At 69.4% G+C, this 17,396-nt stretch carries 16 protein-coding genes; 1 reads left to right on the forward strand and 15 read right to left on the reverse strand.

Features of this window, described 5'->3' with window-relative positions:
• Positions 1–57: 57 nt before the first annotated feature.
• Positions 58–1,002 (forward strand): hypothetical protein, encoded by a 945-nt coding sequence (locus FB547_RS18780; RefSeq protein ID WP_145744827.1) that lies wholly within the window; start codon positions 58–60, stop codon positions 1,000–1,002.
• Positions 1,003–1,013: 11 nt separating this feature from the next.
• Here FB547_RS18780 and FB547_RS18785 read toward each other — a convergent pair whose 3' ends face one another.
• From FB547_RS18785 to FB547_RS18855, 15 genes are all read right to left on the reverse strand, one after another.
• Positions 1,014–1,244, reverse strand: a complete 231-nt coding sequence (locus FB547_RS18785; protein WP_145744829.1) for a hypothetical protein — start codon at positions 1,242–1,244, stop codon at positions 1,014–1,016.
• Between the two features lie 96 nt (positions 1,245–1,340).
• Positions 1,341–1,940, reverse strand: a complete 600-nt coding sequence (locus FB547_RS18790; RefSeq protein WP_145744831.1) for a hypothetical protein — start codon at positions 1,938–1,940, stop codon at positions 1,341–1,343.
• A gap of 32 nt (positions 1,941–1,972) precedes the next feature.
• Complete coding sequence (locus FB547_RS18795) at positions 1,973–3,487, reverse strand: mannose-1-phosphate guanylyltransferase/mannose-6-phosphate isomerase (protein ID WP_145744833.1); 1,515 nt, start codon at positions 3,485–3,487, stop codon at positions 1,973–1,975.
• A gap of 32 nt (positions 3,488–3,519) precedes the next feature.
• A complete protein-coding gene (locus FB547_RS18800) occupies positions 3,520–4,308 on the reverse strand; it encodes a LuxR C-terminal-related transcriptional regulator (protein WP_145744834.1) in 789 nt (262 codons plus the stop codon).
• A gap of 59 nt (positions 4,309–4,367) precedes the next feature.
• Positions 4,368–5,615, reverse strand: coding sequence for a glycosyltransferase WbuB (locus tag FB547_RS18805; RefSeq protein ID WP_145744836.1), 1,248 nt, complete (start codon positions 5,613–5,615; stop codon positions 4,368–4,370).
• Complete coding sequence (locus FB547_RS18810) at positions 5,612–6,877, reverse strand: lipopolysaccharide biosynthesis protein (RefSeq protein WP_145744838.1); 1,266 nt, start codon at positions 6,875–6,877, stop codon at positions 5,612–5,614. The genes FB547_RS18805 and FB547_RS18810 overlap by 4 nt, the downstream gene beginning before the upstream one ends.
• Positions 6,878–6,908: 31 nt before the next feature.
• Positions 6,909–7,841 carry a hypothetical protein gene (locus tag FB547_RS18815; RefSeq protein WP_261380335.1) on the reverse strand — a complete coding sequence of 311 codons (933 nt, stop codon included), beginning with the start codon at positions 7,839–7,841 and terminating at the stop codon, positions 6,909–6,911.
• Positions 7,842–7,850: 9 nt separating this feature from the next.
• Positions 7,851–8,783, reverse strand: a complete 933-nt coding sequence (locus tag FB547_RS18820) for a hypothetical protein (RefSeq protein WP_145744842.1) — start codon at positions 8,781–8,783, stop codon at positions 7,851–7,853.
• Complete coding sequence (locus tag FB547_RS18825; RefSeq protein ID WP_145744843.1) at positions 8,780–9,877, reverse strand: glycosyltransferase; 1,098 nt, start codon at positions 9,875–9,877, stop codon at positions 8,780–8,782. The genes FB547_RS18820 and FB547_RS18825 overlap by 4 nt, the downstream gene beginning before the upstream one ends.
• An 8-nt stretch (positions 9,878–9,885) precedes the next feature.
• Complete coding sequence (locus tag FB547_RS18830; protein WP_145744845.1) at positions 9,886–11,208, reverse strand: hypothetical protein; 1,323 nt, start codon at positions 11,206–11,208, stop codon at positions 9,886–9,888.
• A 45-nt stretch (positions 11,209–11,253) separates the two neighbouring features.
• Complete coding sequence (locus FB547_RS18835; protein WP_145744847.1) at positions 11,254–12,234, reverse strand: GDP-L-fucose synthase family protein; 981 nt, start codon at positions 12,232–12,234, stop codon at positions 11,254–11,256.
• 42 nt (positions 12,235–12,276) lie between these two features.
• A complete protein-coding gene (locus FB547_RS18840) occupies positions 12,277–12,939 on the reverse strand; it encodes a sugar transferase (RefSeq protein WP_145744849.1) in 663 nt (220 codons plus the stop codon).
• Positions 12,936–15,230 carry a polysaccharide biosynthesis tyrosine autokinase gene (locus FB547_RS18845; RefSeq protein ID WP_145744851.1) on the reverse strand — a complete coding sequence of 765 codons (2,295 nt, stop codon included), beginning with the start codon at positions 15,228–15,230 and terminating at the stop codon, positions 12,936–12,938. The genes FB547_RS18840 and FB547_RS18845 overlap by 4 nt, the downstream gene beginning before the upstream one ends.
• Positions 15,231–15,273: 43 nt before the next feature.
• Positions 15,274–16,455, reverse strand: coding sequence for a polysaccharide biosynthesis/export family protein (locus FB547_RS18850; RefSeq protein ID WP_145744852.1), 1,182 nt, complete (start codon positions 16,453–16,455; stop codon positions 15,274–15,276).
• A 31-nt stretch (positions 16,456–16,486) separates the two neighbouring features.
• Positions 16,487–17,368: an alpha/beta fold hydrolase gene (locus FB547_RS18855; protein WP_225612827.1), complete on the reverse strand. Its 882-nt coding sequence runs from the start codon at positions 17,366–17,368 to the stop codon at positions 16,487–16,489.
• Positions 17,369–17,396 lie beyond the last annotated feature (28 nt).

Below are 17,396 nucleotides of genomic sequence, written 5' to 3' on the forward strand. Positions count from 1 at the left end.
CAACCGATCGTTCCATGCCTCGCGCACCCCACGACTTTTCGCTAACCTGTTTCTCCCATGCCCGCATTCGCCCTCGATCCCGTCGTCGACGCGCCGATCGGCCCGCCGCCGCCCGCGCCCGACGTGCCCATTCCCGTGCCGCCGCCACCGCCGCCCGGGCCTCCGCCCGAGGGCGATCCGCCACCCGTGGAGCCGCCGTTCACCGACCCCGGTTTTCCGCCGCCCGTGATCGATCCTCCGCCGCCGATGCAGCGCACCGGCGAGCTGCCATTCGGCAAGCTGCATGCACGGCGGCTGCGCGAGATCTACCGTTCGGCGGGCTGGCCCTGCTGCGACGCCATCGAGGTCGAGCTGCTTGCGGGCGGGTTCCTCGAACGCATGCGCACGCCGCATGGCCACGAGACCCTGCGCGTGACCGATGCCGGCATTGCGCGCATTGCCACCACGCTCACCCTCAACCGCGCGGCGCTCTCGCCGCACGAGGCGCTGGTCGAGCGCGTGGCGCGCGAAATGACCCGCGGCGGCCGCATTGCCTGGCGCGGCCTTGGCCTGCGGGCGCGCCTGCCGCCGCTCGAAGAGGGCGGCAAGCCGCGCTGGTGCATCGCGAAGCCCGACGTGTTCTCGATCCGCAATACCAGCGTCGAAGCCTATGCGCATCCCATCGTGCACGAGGTGAAGGTGAGCCGCGCCGACCTGCTGGGCGACCTGCGCAGGCCCGACAAGCGCGCAGCCTACCTCGACCTGGGCGGCGAGTGCTGGTACGTGCTGGGCAACGATGCGCGCGGCCGCTGCATTGCATCGCCCGACGAGGTTCCGCCGGAGTGCGGCGTGCTCGTGCTCGAAGGCGAAAGGCTGGTGGTCGCGCGCGCCGCCGTGCACCGCGCCTTCGATCGCATTCCGTTCGGCGTGTGGCTCGCGCTTGCCAAGGCCCAGCCCATCGCGGGCTTCGATGACGACGCGCAGGACCTGCTCGGCGAGGCCGGCGCAGAGGACGGCATCTAGGCAATTTCCATTCAGCCGGCCGGTGGCCACCAGTGCTCGGCGGTGGTGCGCAGCACGCGCGCCGCATGCAGGCGCACGTCATTGCCATCGCAAGGGAGGCCGCCGCCATCGCGGTCTTTTTCCGTGGCCACGCGAAAGGGCCAGGTCGAGATCCGGCCCACGGGCTGGCGCGGCTGCGAGCGCCGCAGCGGCGAGAAAAACAGGATTCGCGCAGAGGACGCCGGCGGGCTGGCGGTGGTCATGGTGTCGCCTTGAATGTTTGCTCTTGGAGACGAGTCATTCTAGAGGAAACACTGTATGAAAGAACAGTATTTTCGCAGCACCGCGGCGCACCGGGCTCAGGTGTCGAAAAGCGGCTGCGCTGCCCTCGGCATGTCCGGCCCGCTGCGCAGGTTGTGCTCGATGAACTCGCGCGCAATGGCATCCACGTTGGCCGGCGCCGGCGTGTCGAAGGACATGCGGTACTTCAGCAGCCGGCCGTCGCGGGCCGTGAGAAAGGTGAACGACTCGTAGGCCTTGCGCGTGACGGCATGCACGATGCGCAGGCTCACGCGGCGAAAGTCCTGCCCTTCGATCCGCACGTCGGTGATGAGGCCGACCTCCACCTCGGCGTAAAGGCCGCGCGCCACCGCGAGCCGGACCTCGTTCACCGAAGACTCGAACTGCGCTGCGAAGCGCGGATCGTCGACGCCGGCCTGCCAGTGGCCCTGCTTCAGGTCGTACAGGTAGACGTCGACCCAGCCCACGCGGCTCTCGTAGCGGTGGCTGACGCCCAGCCCCGGCAGCCGTGCCTCGTGCCAGGTCGAGCGCACATACTGCCACGTCACCGCGCCGGCCGCGGGCGCCGCCGGCACGGGCGTGGCTGGCGGCGTGGCGCTGGGCGCCGCGCAGCCCGAGAGCAGGGCGGCGGCCAGCAGCGCAGGCCAGAGCTTGGTCATGGCGGATGCTGCGTGGTGCCCGTGCGGCGGCGCTACGGGGCGGGGGCCAGCTGCGGCGCGGCCACGGGCATGACGGCCACCACGGGCACGGCGGGTACGCCGGCATCCGGCAGCGCATCGCCGTTGCGCGCCTTGATCGAAGGGCAGCGGCCGTAGGTGTCGTCGAAGCGCACGATGTCGTCCTCGCCGAGGTAGCCGCCGGTCTGCACCTCGATCACTTCGAGCATCGTCTTGCCCGGGTTCTCCAGCCGGTGGATGGCGCCCAGCGGCAGGTAGATGGATTCGTTCTCGCGCACCAGCGTGACCTGCCCGTCGCAGGTGGCCTTGGCCGTGCCCTGCACCACGATCCAGTGCTCGGCGCGGTGGTGGTGCATCTGCAGCGACAGCTTGGCGCCGGGCTTGACGGTGAGCCGCTTCACCTGGAAGCGCTCGCCGAAGTCGAGCTTGTCGTAGGCGCCCCAGGGCCGCACCACGCGCCGGTGTTCCGTGGCCTCGGCCCGGCCGTCGGCCGTGAGCATCCGCACCACGTCGCCGACCTGCTCGGCGCAGTCCGCGCCCGCCACCAGCACGGCGTCGGGGGTGTCCACGATGATCAGGCCGCGGGTGCCCAGCGCCACCACGCGGCGGTGCGGCGCGTGGATGAAGGTGTCGCTCGAACGCAGCGCGCTGGCGTTGCCGCTCAGCCGGTTGCCGCTGCCGTCTTCCGCGTGCAGCGTGGCCACCGCGTTCCAGCTGCCGACGTCGCTCCAGTTGCCGTTGAACTTGACGACCGAGATGGCCTCGTGCTTTTCGAGTACCGCATAGTCGATGCTGTCGCTGCGGCAGGCCTCGAAGGCCTCGCGGTCGAGCCGGTCGAAGCTGCCGTCGGCCGTGACGGCGGCGGTGGCGCGTTCGCAGGCCTCGAGGATGTCGGGGGCATGCTTGCGCAGCGCCGCAACGAGGGTGTCGGCACGCGCCAGGAAGATGCCGGCGTTCCAGCTGTAGCCGCCGTGCAGGATCAGCGACTCGGCCACGGCGGCCGTGGGCTTTTCCACGAAGCGCACCACCGCGTGGCTGTGGCCGTCGGCCGAGGGTGCGCCGGCCTCGATGTAGCCATAGGCCGTGCTCGCGAAGCTGGGCGCCACGCCGAAGGTCACGATGCGCCCGGCCAGCGCGGCGTCGATGCCGCTGCGCACCGTTTGCGCGAAGAGCGCGGTGTCGGGAATGTGGTGGTCGGCCGGCGCAAACAGCAGCAGGTCGTCCGGCCCCGCGCGCAGCGCCGCGGCGGCCATGGCGGCCGCCGTGTTGCGCGCCACCGGCTCCAGGATCTGGCGGCCGGTCGCGCCGGCCCTGTCGACCGCCTCGCGCACCAGGAAGCGGTGGTCTTCCGATGCCACGCAGGTGATGTTGCGGTTCAGGCTGCACAGGCGCTCCAGCGTCAGCTGCAGCAGGCTCTTGCTGCCGATCAGCGGTGCGAACTGCTTGGGCAGGGTCTTGCGCGAAAGAGGCCACAGGCGCGTGCCGCTGCCGCCGCACAGCACGACGGGATGGATGGTGGGGGTGGTCATGGCGTCATCCTCGTGAAGTGGAGGTGCTTCGGTCAGAGCTGGCCGGTGTGGGTGGCCAGGCTCACCGCCTGCGCGCGCGAATGCACGTGCAGCTTCTTGTAGATGTTCTTGATGTGGGCGTTGACGGTCTGCCCCGAGATGCCGAGCCGCATGCTGATCTCCTTGGAAACGCAGCCGCGCGCCACGAAGCGCAGCACCTCGCGTTCGCGTGCGGTCAGCGTGGCTTCGCGCAGCGGCGTTTCCGTGGCCGGCCGTTCGCCGCTGCCCTGCAGGTTCATGCGCGTGAGCAGCCGGCGCGTCAGCTTGGGCGTGATGGCCGCGCCGCCGTTGACCACCTGCAGCACGGCCTCGGCAAAGCTCTGCAGCCAGGCGTGCTTGAGCAGGTAGCCGGTGGCGCCGAGCTCGAAGGCGTGCATCACGTGGGCATCGTCCTCCAGCGCGGAGATCACGATGATCTCGCAGTAGCGGTGCAGCTTGCGCGCCTCGCGGATCAGGTCGAAGCCCGAGCCGTCGCCCAGCCGCAGGTCGACCATCAGCACGTCGAACTCGTGGGTGGCCAGCAGGCGGCGGCCGTCGCGCACGCTGCTGCCTTGCCCCTCGAGCTGGATGCGCATGTCCGACAGCAGTTCCTGGGCGATCACGCGCCGCATGAATTCGTCGTCGTCGATGAGCAGCACGCGCACCGGCGCGTCTTCCTGCCCGGTGAGGAAGTGCGGCCACAGCGGTTCGGGCGGTGGGCACAGGCCAGGCGGGCTGGCTTTCCGGCGCTCCGGCAGGCGGCCGGGATCCGGCGTGTCGGAAGGAGGAGTGGTGTCGGACATGTGGATCCCCAGGTTGGAGTTGGAGGGCGTGGATGTCGTGGGTGGCGTGTGTTGTGGTGTCAGTCGGCAAGGCAGCGCAGCAGCTCGCGCTCCAGGCGCTGCAGGATGGCGTTCTGGTCCAGCTCGGTTTCGGCGAAGGAGCGCGCGGCCGCCCCCATGGCTTCGCGCTCCGGGCGCGAGGTGGCGAGCTGCGCGATGGCCTCGGCCAGCGCATCGGCGTCGCCGGGCGCAACCACCAGGCCGCGGCCCGACACCACGTTGCTCAGTTCGGTGCCCGCATGCGCCGTGACGATCACGGCCTTGCCGCTCGCGAGCATGCCGCCCAGCTTCGAGGGCATCACCAGGTCCGCTGCGTCGGCGCGCTGTGGCAGCACGTGGATGTCGGCCATGCCCAGCAGCTCGTTGAGCCGCTCGGCCGGCTGCAGGTCGAGAAAATGCACGTGGTCCAGGCCGGCGCATGCGGCCTTCAGCGGCTCGCGGCTCGGCCCGTTGCCGCAGAGCACGAAGTGGATGTGCCTGGCTGCCGCCAGCCGGCCCGCCGCCTCGGCCAGCAGTTCGATGCCCTGCTTGTTGCCCAGGCTTCCCGCATAGAGCACCACGACCGCGTCGTCCGGAATGCCGAGCATGGCCCGGTAGCCGTTCGCGCCGTCGCCGGTGCCCGGGGCCGCGGCCGGCTGCGGGTAGATCGAGCGCACGTCCACCCAGTTGGGAAGCAGCACCAGCCGGGCCGCGTCGATGCCCTTGTTCCTGGCCTTGTCGAGCATTGCGGCGGAGATGGTCGACACCCGGCTGAAGCGGCTCAGGAGCCAGCGCTCGGCCGAGAGCGCGAAGCGCCGCACCCGCGCACCGCGCACCAGGCCCAGGTCGAAGGCCGCGTCCACCTCGTAGTCCTGGATGTGCAGCCATGACTTGATGCCCAGCATCCGCGAGAAGAACAGCACCGCCGGCGCGCAGAAAAGAGGCGGTTCCACGACGAAGACCAGGTCCGGCTTCCAGCGCAGCTGCCCGAAGAGCAGCGGCATGCTCGACAGCATGAAGGAGAACAGGTGCACCATGCGCGCCAGCGCGCGCGGCCGGGCGGGCACCCAGGTGGGGGCGCGCCAGACCGTGATGCCGTTCCAGTCCGTCTTGCGGTAGGCCCAGGCCGAGTGCCCTTCGAACGGCACCCAGTGCGGAAAGAACGGCGGCGAAGCGATCACCCGGACCGCGTGGCCCTTGGCATGCAGCCACTGGGCCATCTCGCCCGAGTACTTGCCGATGCCGACGAGCTCCGGCGTGAAGTTCATCGAATAGAGCAGGATTTTCATGAAGGTCTCTGGAAGGAACCGCGAACCAGCCGCGCGAGCGGAAAGAAGCCGAGCAGCGCACGCATCCGCACCTCGTAGAGGAGCAGGTCGGACACGGCGGCAATGAAGAACACGTAGTGCGGCTTGCCGGGAAACACCGACACCACCACGCCGTAAGCCAGGAGCCGCAGCAGCACCTCGGCCAGCGCCCACCACCCCAGCGAGCCCATCGGCACCTTGAGCGCGAGCAGCATCTCGTGGTGGACCGTGTAGGTGCGCAGCAGGAAATAGGGCGCCATGCACAGGAAGATCTCGAGCGCCTCGCGCCCCACCTTCAGCAGCGGCGCGGCGGCCGTGATCACGACGCCGAGCCCGGCGAAGAGCGCGCAGCCCAGCAGGAAAGAGTGCCTGGCGAGCCGCAGGTCCGTGCCGTCCGCGTCCGCGGGATCGGTGCCCAGCATCGGGCGCGTCTTGGTGTAGAGGAAGGCCTGCACGAATTGAGAGGGCGCCTCCGCCAGCAGGAAGGCGATCTTGAAGGCGCCCACATACCCGAGCGGCATGAAGAAGGCCACCACCAGCAGGTCCGACTTGCGCAGCAGGAATATCAGCAGCGAATAGACGGTGGCTTTGCCCTGCGATGCCAGTTCGAGCGCGGCGGGCCCGGCCGGCGGGCCCGCGACCCAGCGCGTCTGCATGCAGGCCGCGCCGACCAGCACGAAGGCCAGCAGGTTGATCAGCAGCAGCTGCGTCGCGCGCAGCTCGGCGCCCCAGGCGGCGAAGGCCGCCACGCCGATCACCAGGATGGTCGAGCGGATGCCTCCCTCCAGGTTGAGCAGGCCGGCACGGCCCAGCCCCCGGCTGTACGACAGGCGCAGGCTCATGAACGAGAAGACCGCGAGCGCCGCCATCAGCAGCGCGAAGGGCGCGCCCACCACCGGCAGGTGCTGGATGCGCAGCACGGCGGCGCTCAGAAGCGCGGCCAGCGGAAGCCCGATGGCCAGCGTGCGGACCACGTCGCCGCGGCGCACGCCCGGCGGCACGGTGGCGGCATGGCGCGCGAACAGCAGCGGACTGCCCAGCATGGCCACCACCAGCGCCACTTCCATCACCGACTGGTAGATCGAATACTCGCCGAAGTCCGACGGCGAGACATGCGCGGCCATCAGGAACAGCGCCGCAAAGCCTGCAAGGTACACATAGAGCCGCGAAGCCAGCGCCCCCACGCCGTGGAGCTGCACCGCGCGCATGCCGGTGAGTTGAACGGTGCGGTTCAGGATGTTCATGGCCGTGCGTGTTTGCCCGCGGGAGTCGGCGTCATTTCGGTTCGGCCGCGCCGGCAAAGCGCCCGCCGCCCGCGGGGCGCTGCGCGAGCTGGCGCATGCCGAAGGCCCAGTTCTTGGCCCGGCGCGCCAGCCGCAGCGCATAGGTCAGCGCGGCGACCGTGTGCACCCGGCCATGCAGCACGTGCGCCATCGCGATCTTGGCGCCGCCCTGGAAGTGCAGCGCCAGCACGTTCACCAACTCGCCCGCCGGCGTGACCAGGCAGGGCTGGCCGTCGACGAACACGAGGCGCTTGGCGCCGCCCCGGTCCTGGAATTCGTTCACGAGCAGGTTGTGTCCGCCGTTGATGTTGTGGTCGATCACGCGTCCGCCGAACACCCGGTTGATGGGCGCTGCATTGCCGCTCGCATGGGCCCAGAGGTGCAGCAGGGTCATGTCCGACACCCCGCCGCGCACGCCCCGCGCGGCAAACCGCGCCGCGATCGCGCGCAGCTTCCTTCGGCCGCTGGGCGTTGCATACGTGTTGAGCAGGAACGCGATGAACTGCTGCAGGCCTGCGGCGGTCCAGTAGCTGACGTGCGGCGAGATCTGGCAGGGGTCCCAGCCATCGACAGGGCGCAGGTACGAGCCCGAGAAATTCGCCTTTCCAGCCACGCGCCGGATGTGCGCGCCGACGCCGCTGAACAGCAGCACGTCGCTGTCGATCAGCACGAACTCGCGGTGCTCCGGATGGGCGCGCAGATATTCCGACAGCAGGAAGTAGCGCCGGAAGCAGATCTTCTCGAACTCCGGCGGATTGCTCGACAGGTGCACATAGGTGCGGCACAGGCGCTCGTAGCCGGGCCCGGCGTCGGTGCCCGACAGCACGATCAGCGGCTCCCCGGCACGTGCCGCCGATTCGCGGCACAGCAGCAGGGACCTGTTCTGGCGGTCTTCCACCACGATGAAGGCAAGGGAATGGGTCATGGTCATGTCTCAGGGCCGGGGTGCCGTCGCGTTGCGGACCAGCGCGACGTGCGCGGGGAGAAATCGGAAGTCGTCGTCCAGCGGCAGGTCGAGCGTGAAGAGCCCGCTGCGCGCATTCGCCTGCGCGATCCAGCCGCGCACCTGGGCGGCGGTGAAGCGCGGCGGCGTCGGCTGGCCCCAGGAGGCGCCGAGCGGCGTCAGCAGATGGAACTTCAGCTCCGAACGCGGTGCGCTCAGCTGCGCGGGAGGCTGCATGAATTCGCCGGCCATCAGGTTCTGGCACGGCGCGGCCTTGGCGCTGAAGCGCGCCGGGCCTTCGCCCGCATTGAAAGCCAGCCACCGGTCGGGGGCGCCGCTGCGCGCCGCGGCGCACAGCGCATCCCAGCCGGACGGCGAGATGCCCCGGGTGTTGTAGACGCCGTCGAACCACCAGCCCCTGGCAAGCGCGCCGTAGTGCTGCGACCAGTCGCGGATCACCGCAGTCCATGCGGCGATGAAATCTGCCGGCGGCGGCTTCTGCTCGGAGATGTCGCCCAGGCACTCCATCAGCGCTGGGTCCGCCTGCGGCGCGCGAAACGGCAGGTAGAGCACCAGGGCAATGCCGCGGCTGCGCAGCGCGCGGCCGATCTCCAGCGGCAGGTCGCGCGGCGGCCGGTCCGCGGCAGTGTGCGGGCACAGCGCCTCGAGCGCCGCATTCGGCGCGATGTACTGGCCGTTGTTCTGCCCGAGCGTCAGGATGAGGTGGGACGCGCGCATCTGTGCGAGCGACGCCGCAAACGCTTCGACGTCGAAGCGGGCGGCGTCGGCGATCGACTGCCTGTCGGGCAGGTAGTGCACCATCACGCCAAAGCCCGAGTCCGCCGCTGCCGAGGTCGACGCGCAGGCGGCGCCGAGCATCCCCGCCGCGAGCAGCTGTCGAAGAACGCCTGCGCTGCGTGTCATTGCATGGCTCCGGCAAGCGAGACGGCCTCGCGCTTGAGCATGAGATAGCGCCTGGCCACCGCGCCGGGCGCGCAGGCTTCGGCATGCAGCCAGGCCGGCTGCGTGTCCCGGTGCTCGTCCAGGTACCGGGACAGCTGGTCCATGTCGCATGGCTCGCTGCCGATGAGGAAGGCGTAGCCGCCGAACAGCTCGCGGTGCACCGGAATGTCCGAGAGCAGCAGCGGCACACCCAGCGTGGCGGCTTCGGCGGCCGAGAGATTGAAGCCCTCGAAAGCCGACAGCGAGATGAAGGCCGTCGCGCCGCAATAAAGCCGCGTCAGATCCTGGCGCGGGACCAGTCCGCGGTGCCGCACGCAGTTGCCGAGTTCGGGGGCCATGCCGGCGACCATCCGTTTCACCTCGGCCGCGCCGTTGCCCGTGATGTCGAGCCAGTCGACCAGCCCCGCGCGCTTCATGCGCTCGAAGAGCTTCAGCGCGGCGCCGAAATTCTTGTGCGGGTAGTAGTGGTAGGACGCGATCAGGTAGCGCTCGCCCGCGGGCGGCTCGCGGGACGGTCCGGCCGCACTGGCCGAGCCTGCGGCGCGCGTGGCCTCCACCGGGTTGAAGATGACGCTCGCGTGCTCGCAGCGTCCGAAGTGCTGCTCGAAATCCTGCTGGCTGCTCCTGCTGATGAACACCACGTCGGCCGCGCTGCGCGCCACGCGCCGGAGGTTCCAGTCGAGCCACAGGCGCTTGGTGCGGCTGAAGTACGCGGGGTAGTGGCGGTACTGCAGGTCATGGACGATCACGATCGAGTCCCGGTGGCGCCCGAAAAGCGTGAACGGCAGGAAGTAGTTCGGAAACAGCGAGAACACCCGCTCGCCCGAGGCCAGCGCCCGCAGCCGGTGGTAGTTGTAGAGCAGTATCTCGACCAGGAACCGGCTGATGCGCAGGCGCCGCGCCACTGCAAAGAGGTGCGGGTGCCGTTCGCTGACCGGCTGGATGTGGTCGCCCTTGCACAGGCGCATCCGGCGCAGCAGCAGATCGGACACGTTCAGCACGCCGCCCGCGCCGCGGTTGAGGCGGATCGTGTCGTAGAACAGGTACTTGTACATGCTGGACCTCAGGCCGAGCGGGGGGCGTAGCGGGCCGCGCGGCGGCGCACCGCGCGGAAGCGCGAACTCAGCAGGCCGGCGAGCAGCGCCGCAATCAGCCCCGATGCCGCGAACGGCCCCCAGCCGAGGATCGGCCCGCGCAGGAACGGCACGTAGGCGGCCAGCAGCACCAGTGCGCACAGATAGCTGCCTGACAGTGCGGCGCGCGGATCGACCATCCTGTCCAGCACCCGGAAGCCGCCCGAGATCGCGAGGCCGAACATCACCGGCCCGGCCAGCCCGAAGTCGAAGTACGCGGTGGCGAAGGGCGGCAGCGACAGGTTGGACTGCGAGAAGTTGCCCAGGATGGCCGGCCACCCCAGCGGATCGAAGTCCGGAAACAGCTTCAGGTCGCGCGGCAGGATGAACGAGAACGCCGACAGCAGATAGCGCCCCCACCCGAGCTCGGGCTCGGATGCGCGCTCCAGGATGCCGGCCACGACGTACATCGCGTCGAAGTCGGGGCTGAAGGGAAAGGTGGTGAGCGTCTCGCCCCAGAAGCTGCCGCGCGACACCAGGTTGAGCACCGGTCCAAGGCCGGCGATGGCGCCGAAGATCAGCAGGCCCAGCGTCCAGCGCCAGCCCCGGCCCAAGAGATGGATGAAAAGAGGCAGCAGGCCGATCAGCAGGACCTGCCGTGCCGTGTTGACCGGGTTCGCGGCGAATGCAGCCATTGCCAGCGCAAGGCCCGCGGCACACCACGACCAGAACGTGCCGCGGCGCATGGCATGGATCGTCAGTGCCACGAAGCAGATCAGCACGATCAGCTTGGGCAGCGTCGAATAGATGATGTAGTCGACAGGAAGGCTTTCCTCGGTTCCCGGGATGCCGCGCGCGATGAAGTTCAGCTCGGGGCGGATGAACAGCGAAGCGAAGGCCGAGACCGCGCCGCTCAGCAGCAGCAGGGCCGGGTGGGCCACGCCGGCCGCCGGCAGCTCGGGCGCCGCGCGCGCGCGCGCCGGCGCCGGTGCCTCGGGCAGGCCCAGCCGGGCTGCTTCGACGCCCGCCATGTAGAGCAGCAGCAGCGTGAACGCCTGCATGTGCGCGACCGCGCCGATCACCCCCGTGTCCCAGAACGAGACGTCGGCGGCGATCTGCATCGCCGGCGCCACCGAGAAGTAGGTCAGGATCGTGGCGTAGTGGATCAGCAGGAAGACGCTGGCCCCCGGCGCGCGGAGCATCGACAGCTGGACCAGCGACAGCACGCACACCGCCGCATAGCCCCAGGCCGGCTCGAGCAAGCCGCACAGGAAGGCGATGGCGATGCCTGACCAGAAGGAGAGCGCTCTCATGGGAGGCCTTGTGCTTGTGGTTGAGTGCGGGGAGCCGGCGCGGGCTCAGGCATGCGCCAATTCCTGGGCGGCAGGCTGCAGCGACTTCTGGTAGTCCGCATAGGTGCGATGCAAGCCCTCGGCCAGCGATACCGTGGGGTGCCATCCGATGGCAGCCGCGCACGACACGTCGAGCAGCTTCCGGGGCGCGCCGTCCGGCCGCGAGGGATCGAAGCGGATGCGGCCCCGGTAGCCCACGACCTCGCCGATCAGTTGCGCCAGTTCGGCGATCGTCTGGTCCTCGCCCATGCCCAGGTTGATGTGGGCGCACATCGGCGTGGTGTGCTGCTCGTAGCCCGCGCGGCTCAGGCCCATCACGGTGGTGCAGCCTTCGGCCATGTCGTCGACGTAGAGGAACTCGCGCCTGGCCTGGCCCGTGCCCCAGATCAGCACTTCGGGCGCATTGGTGGTCTTGGCAAGATGGAAGCGGCGGATCAGCGCCGGCACCACGTGGCTGTTCTCGGCGTGGTAGTTGTCCCCGGGGCCGTACAGGTTGCACGGCATCACGCTGCGGTAGTCGATGCCGTGCGAGGCGCCGTACTGGCGGTTGTAGCTCTCGCACAGCTTGATGCCGGCGATCTTTGCGATGGCGTAGGGCTCGTTGGTCGGCTCGAGCTGGCCGCCGAGCAGCGCGTCCTCGCGGATCGGCTGCTCGGTCAGCCGCGGATAGATGCAGCTGGAGCCGAGGAACAGCAGGCGCTTGACGTTCGCCAGAAAGGCCTGGTGCGTGACATTGGCGGCAATCAGCAGGTTCTGGTAGATGAACTCCGCCGGATAGGTCATGTTGGCGTGGATGCCGCCGACCTTCGCTGCCGCCAGGTACACCTGGTCGACGCGCTCGGTGGCGAAGAAACGGCGAACGGCCTCCTGGTCGAGCAGATCGAGTTCCTCGTGGCTGCGCGTGACGACCTCGTGCCCGAGGCTGCCCAGACGCTTCACGAGCGACTGCCCCACCATGCCGCGATGACCAGCAACGTAGATACGCATATGTTCTTTCGGTTAAAGGTTGAGGGTTGAGGGATGTGGCGCCTAGCGCGAGCCGCGTGCCCCGGCCACCACGAGAAAAGTCTTCAAGAGGATCGCGATGTCCTGGCGGATCGAGAGGGTGGCGACGTAGTCCGCGTCCATCGCCGCGCGGCGCCGGTAGCTGATCTCGTTGCGCCCGCTCACCTGCCACAGCCCGGTGATGCCGGGCCGCACGGCGCAGTAGCTGCTCCAATAGACGCCGTACAGCTCCTTCTGGGCAAACATGCAGGGCCTCGGGCCGACCACGCTCATGTCGCCCTTGAGCACGTTCCAGAACTGGGGCAGTTCGTCCAGGCTGTACTTGCGCAGCACCGCGCCGAAGCGCGTGATGCGCGGATCACGGTCGAGCTTCTGGTACATCTCCCATTGCCGCCGGGCCGCCTCGTTGCCGCGCAGGTAGCGCTCCAGCACGGCGTCGGCATCGGGCACCATGGTGCGGAACTTGTAGAAGCTGAAGACGCGCCCGTCCCGGCCGTAGCGCGGCTGCTTGTAGATGCCCGGCTTGCCGGAAGTCAGCAGCACGCCGATCCAGACCAGCGCGAACGCCCATCCGAGCACAAGGAAGAAGCCGCCTGCCAGCAGCACGTCCACGGCCCGCTTGGTGCCCATCAGCAGCCGTGAATTGCCAGACGGATGGACGGTGGCATTCGATCGCAGTGTGTTCATGATGCGGCGCTCGCACGGGCAGGTTGGGGAAGCTCGGCAACCGCGCTCGGGTACTCGTGCACCCGCGGCTGGTAGCCGCCGTAGCGGTAGGCCAGCTTGCCGTAGTAGCGGCGGCTGGTGTCCATCGCGTTCAGCACCACGCCCTGGAACTGCGCGCCGGCATGCCGCAGCTGGTTCGCGCTTTCCGACAGGTCGCCCAGTTCGTTGTCGCCGGCGCGCGCCACCATCAGCAGCGTGCCCATGCAGGCTGCCAGCTCGGCCGTCTCCGAGGCGAGCAGCATCGGCGGCGTGTCCACGATCACCACGTCATAGCGTTCCGAGGCCTTTTCGAGAACCTCGGCAAAGGCGTCGCTCGTCAGGAGCGCGCTCGGGTCCGTGGGCAGCGCCCCGGTGGTCATCACGTCCAGGTGCCCGAGCACGTCCGTGTGGATGGCGTTCTGGAATTCGATCGAGCCGCGGATCAGATCCGACAGGCCGCCGCGGCGCTTCAGCCCGAACATGGCTGCCACGCTGCTGCGCCGCAGATCGGCGTCGATCAGCAGCACGCGGCGGCCGGTCGAGGCGATCACGGCCGCGAGATTGCCCGACACGAAGGTCTTGCCCGCGCCCGGCGTGGCGCTGGAGATCATCACGCGGTTGTTCGAGGCCTTGGGCATGGCGAACTTCAGCGCCGTGCGCAGCCGCCGCAGCCCCTCCAGCGCCGGGTCGTTCGGATGCTGCGCCGCCAGCAGGTGCACGCCGGGCTTGCCGTGGCGAATGGCGCGGTCGAGCAGGGGCTGGTGCGCGCTGAGCGTCACGGTGCTGTAGACGTCCAGGCCCGTGTGGGTCTCGATCTCGGCCGGGCTGGCGATGGTCTTGCGCCACGACCGGCGCAGGAACGCCGAGCCCGCCCCGAACGAAAGGCCCGCGATCAGCGCGATGCCCATGACGATCGAGGGCTTGGGCCGGATCGGCTTTTCCGGCAGCAGCGCCTGGTCGAGCACCCGCACGTTGCCGATCCGCCCCTCCCTGGCGAGCCGCATCTGCAGCGAGCTGTTGAGCAGCGACACGTACAGGTCGGTGTTGACCTTGATGTCCCGCTGCATGCGCAGCGAGTTCTGCTGCAGCATGGGCATGCGGCGGATGCGCTGCTCCACGCCCCCGAGGGCCTTCCTGAGCGAAGCGATCTGTGCGTCGATGGTCATCACGCTCGGGTCCCTGGACGTGAAGCGCTCGGAGAGCTCGATGCGCTTCTGCGTGGCATCGAACAGCTTCGTCTGCAGTTCCAGGTTCTGCGACAGCGCATTGCGCGCCTCGTCGTCCAGGCTGACGGTTCCGTTCTGGTTGCGGTACTGGTTGTAGATTTCCTCGGACTGCTCCAGCTGCAGCTTGAGCTTGGGCAGCTCGGAGCCCAGGAAGTTGAGGGCGCGCTGTGCCTGCGCCGTCTTCTGGTCGATGTTCACGCGCACATAGAGCTGCGCGATTTCATTGAGCAGGTTGGCCAGCTGCGTCCGGTTGCCGTCGCGCCAGCTCACTTCCACCACCGATGACTGCTTGCCCTTCTCGATCACGCGCAACTCGCGCTGCAGCTCGAGCAGCACGAGCTGCTTGGACTGGCGCACCAGCTCGAAGGCCGCGCCGGGCAGGCCCGAGATCGAGCCCACCAGCAGATGGATCGGGCCGAGCGGGGTCTGCGCATCGAGCGGCAGGCCGACGGTGCCGGCGAGCGGCTTGTCCAGCTTGGGGTGGGTCAGCGTGTACGCACCGTTCGCGCCCGCGGTCAGCAGGAAGCGCTTGCCTTCGAGATCCGCCGGCACGTCCATCTGCGCGACCACGATCCGTTCGTTGCCGCTCACGTAACCCGACAGGCCCGCGAAGCCCGGCTCGGAGAGCGTCTTGGCGCGGCGCGCCAGCCAGGCGCCGACGAGCGGCACATACAGCGGCTGCGCCTCGATGTAGAGCTTGGTGTTCTCGATCGCCTGGTCGAGCACCAGGCGCGACTTGAGGATCTCGGCCTCGCCCGCGGTCGGCGTCTTGGCGTTGAGCGCGTTGCTCGCGGAGTCGCCCACCAGCGTGCCGCCCGAGCGGTCCGGGTCCTCGACCTGGATCAGCACGTTGGCTTCGTACACGCGCGGGCCGAACATGGCGTAGGCCGCGCCCAGCAGCAGCGCGACAGCGGTGATGCCCGCGATCTTCCATCGGCTGTCCAGCAGCAGGTCGACATGCTCCCGGAGCCTGGAAGGAGGGTTGTCGGAAGCCTCGGCGTCCGGGGCCGAGGGAGCGGGGAGTACAGGTTGCCAGTGCGCATTCATGAGGATCACCTTTGTGTGTTGCCTGGACGGGTGGGGCGCGGCTTCAGCGGCGGCTGGTGGTGCCGCCGAGGTTCACGATCTGCGCGGCGGGAAGGATCAGGCTGATCACCCGGTTCCAGCGCGCCAGCGGCACGGGGTCGACGTAGACCACGTCGCGTGGCTGCAGCTCGAAGCGGTCGGCCAGCGCCAGCGCCACGGGGTTCTTCGCATCGAGGTGGAACACCTCGGGCACGTCGCCGCTCGAGTTGCGCACCACGTAGATCTGGTCGGTCGACGCGGTCTGCAGCGCCGGGCCGCCCGCATCGCCCAGCGCCTCGTTCAGGCTCAGCCGGCCGTCGCGCATCGGCAGGGCGGTGGGGCGCTGGATCTCGCCCATCACGTAGATGCGGCTGTCGTCGCGGCTGCCCACGTTCACGATGTCGCCGTTCTGCAGCGGGATGCGGGTCGGGTCGAGTCCCAGGCGCCGAAGCAGCGGCAGGTCGATCACCATCGTGCGTTCTCCGCGCGTCAGCGACACGCGCGAACGGTCGCCAGCCGGGGTGATGCTGCCGGCGCGGTTGATGGCCTCGGCCAGCGTCATCGGCACGTCGGTGAAGATCTGCAGGCCCGGCGTGCGGACCTCGCCCTCCACATAGACGCGCCGGCTGCGGAACGTCTGGATCCTGACGCTCACGAGCGGATCCTTGACGAAGGGCGCGATCTTGCGCGAGATCATCTCGGCAGCGGACCTCTCCGTCATGCCCTCGATCTTGGTGCGGCCGACGTAGGGAAAGCTGATCTCGCCCTCGCCATCGACGATGAAGCCGGGCGCGACGCTCACCCCGGTCGGGTCCGACTGCTGCGAGATGACCGTGCCCGCGTTGGGCATCAGCTCGGGATGGCGATAGACCACGATGCCGACCACGTCGCCCGGGGCGATCGTGTAGGCCGGCGCCTTGCCGAACAGCTGCCGCACATCGGCCGGCAGCGCGGCGGGGTTGCGCGTTGCCATCGTGCGGATCAGCTCGGGCGTGATGGAGACGATCTTCGGTTCGCCCCGCGCACCGCTGCCGCTCGAGCGGTAGGCGCCCCAGTTGCCGCTGTCGGGCGGGCCGAAGCCCGGAACCCCGCAGCCGGCCAGGCACAGCGGCAGCAACAGCAGCGCCGCCGATCGGATGCGGACGCGGGCGCGGGCGGGAACGGCGCGGGCGATGCGCAAGGAACTGGCCGGAGCGAGGTGTGCCATGGGATGTGTCCTTTCTTCCTGGGGAATCGGTTCACTGCGGGACGTAGGCGCCGCGCGCGGGGCGCTCCACGAGGGGTGCGAGCGGGCTCGGGCTGGTGCTGGGGCTGCGGCGCTCGGGGCCGGCGCTGATGGCGCAGGCGGCCACCCAGCCGCCGACGGAGCGCAGGAACAGCTGCTGTCCCCGCACCGTGCACAGCGTGTGGTCGGCATCGCGCATGAATTCGTACTGCACGGCCTGCGCGAACGGCTCGCCGCGGAACGGGCCGAGCTGGTCGCGGTCGTGGTCGCAGACATGCAGCGAGCCCGAATAGAGCAGTTGCACCGCCACCTTGCGCTCGACCAGGCGCCGCATGGTGGCGCCGAACCACACGGCGTTGACCTCGGGCGGCTTGCGTTCCACGAAGAAGCCGGGCAGCGGCTTGTTCGAATGGCTGGGCAGCAGGTGGCGCTGCAGCCAGCGCTTGGCCTTGCCCGCGAACGATGGATGCGCGGGCGCCGCCAGGGCGCGCCGCAGCGTGCGTTCCCAGCGCGAGCGCCGGTCCGGAAAAGCGAAGCCGTCGAACAGCGAGAGCGCCACCACGCGCGTGTCCGTCGCGGCCGTGGTCATGGCGTGCTCCACGCCCGAGCACATGCCCACGATCGCGAACTTGCGGATGCCCAGCATGCTCTCGAGAAGGTCCATGCCGGCGCGCAGGTCGCGCACCGCGCGGACCTGCACGTCGCACGAGGCGTCGGATGCGTCGCTGTCCCCCAGGCCCCCGAGGTCGAAGCGCAGGCTGCTCACGCCGCGCGCGGCCAGGACGTGTGCCAGCTTCACGTTGATGCGGCGCGGCCCGACCCGGTGGTTGACGCCCATGTTGAGCATCAGGCAGGCGACGTCGGCCGGCGCCCGGTACATGGGAATGGTGATCATGCCCATCAGTGCGTTTCCCGGTCCGAAG

Source organism: Variovorax beijingensis, assembly GCF_007828835.1.
Lineage (GTDB): Bacteria > Pseudomonadota > Gammaproteobacteria > Burkholderiales > Burkholderiaceae_C > Variovorax > Variovorax beijingensis_A.

What these genes read in the sequence shown, in the direction of transcription:
- FB547_RS18780 (WP_145744827.1), top strand. Translation starts at nt 58, where the DNA reads ATGCCCGCATTCGCCCTCGATCCCGTCGTCGACGCGCCGATCGGCCCG.
- FB547_RS18785 (WP_145744829.1), bottom strand. Translation starts at nt 1,244, where the DNA reads ATGACCACCGCCAGCCCGCCGGCGTCCTCTGCGCGAATCCTGTTTTTC.
- FB547_RS18790 (WP_145744831.1), bottom strand. Translation starts at nt 1,940, where the DNA reads ATGACCAAGCTCTGGCCTGCGCTGCTGGCCGCCGCCCTGCTCTCGGGC.
- FB547_RS18795 (WP_145744833.1), bottom strand. Translation starts at nt 3,487, where the DNA reads ATGACCACCCCCACCATCCATCCCGTCGTGCTGTGCGGCGGCAGCGGC.
- FB547_RS18800 (WP_145744834.1), bottom strand. Translation starts at nt 4,308, where the DNA reads ATGTCCGACACCACTCCTCCTTCCGACACGCCGGATCCCGGCCGCCTG.
- FB547_RS18805 (WP_145744836.1), bottom strand. Translation starts at nt 5,615, where the DNA reads ATGAAAATCCTGCTCTATTCGATGAACTTCACGCCGGAGCTCGTCGGC.
- FB547_RS18810 (WP_145744838.1), bottom strand. Translation starts at nt 6,877, where the DNA reads ATGAACATCCTGAACCGCACCGTTCAACTCACCGGCATGCGCGCGGTG.
- FB547_RS18815 (WP_261380335.1), bottom strand. Translation starts at nt 7,841, where the DNA reads ATGACCCATTCCCTTGCCTTCATCGTGGTGGAAGACCGCCAGAACAGG.
- FB547_RS18820 (WP_145744842.1), bottom strand. Translation starts at nt 8,783, where the DNA reads ATGACACGCAGCGCAGGCGTTCTTCGACAGCTGCTCGCGGCGGGGATG.
- FB547_RS18825 (WP_145744843.1), bottom strand. Translation starts at nt 9,877, where the DNA reads ATGTACAAGTACCTGTTCTACGACACGATCCGCCTCAACCGCGGCGCG.
- FB547_RS18830 (WP_145744845.1), bottom strand. Translation starts at nt 11,208, where the DNA reads ATGAGAGCGCTCTCCTTCTGGTCAGGCATCGCCATCGCCTTCCTGTGC.
- FB547_RS18835 (WP_145744847.1), bottom strand. Translation starts at nt 12,234, where the DNA reads ATGCGTATCTACGTTGCTGGTCATCGCGGCATGGTGGGGCAGTCGCTC.
- FB547_RS18840 (WP_145744849.1), bottom strand. Translation starts at nt 12,939, where the DNA reads ATGAACACACTGCGATCGAATGCCACCGTCCATCCGTCTGGCAATTCA.
- FB547_RS18845 (WP_145744851.1), bottom strand. Translation starts at nt 15,230, where the DNA reads ATGAATGCGCACTGGCAACCTGTACTCCCCGCTCCCTCGGCCCCGGAC.
- FB547_RS18850 (WP_145744852.1), bottom strand. Translation starts at nt 16,455, where the DNA reads ATGGCACACCTCGCTCCGGCCAGTTCCTTGCGCATCGCCCGCGCCGTT.
- FB547_RS18855 (WP_225612827.1), bottom strand. Translation starts at nt 17,368, where the DNA reads ATGATCACCATTCCCATGTACCGGGCGCCGGCCGACGTCGCCTGCCTG.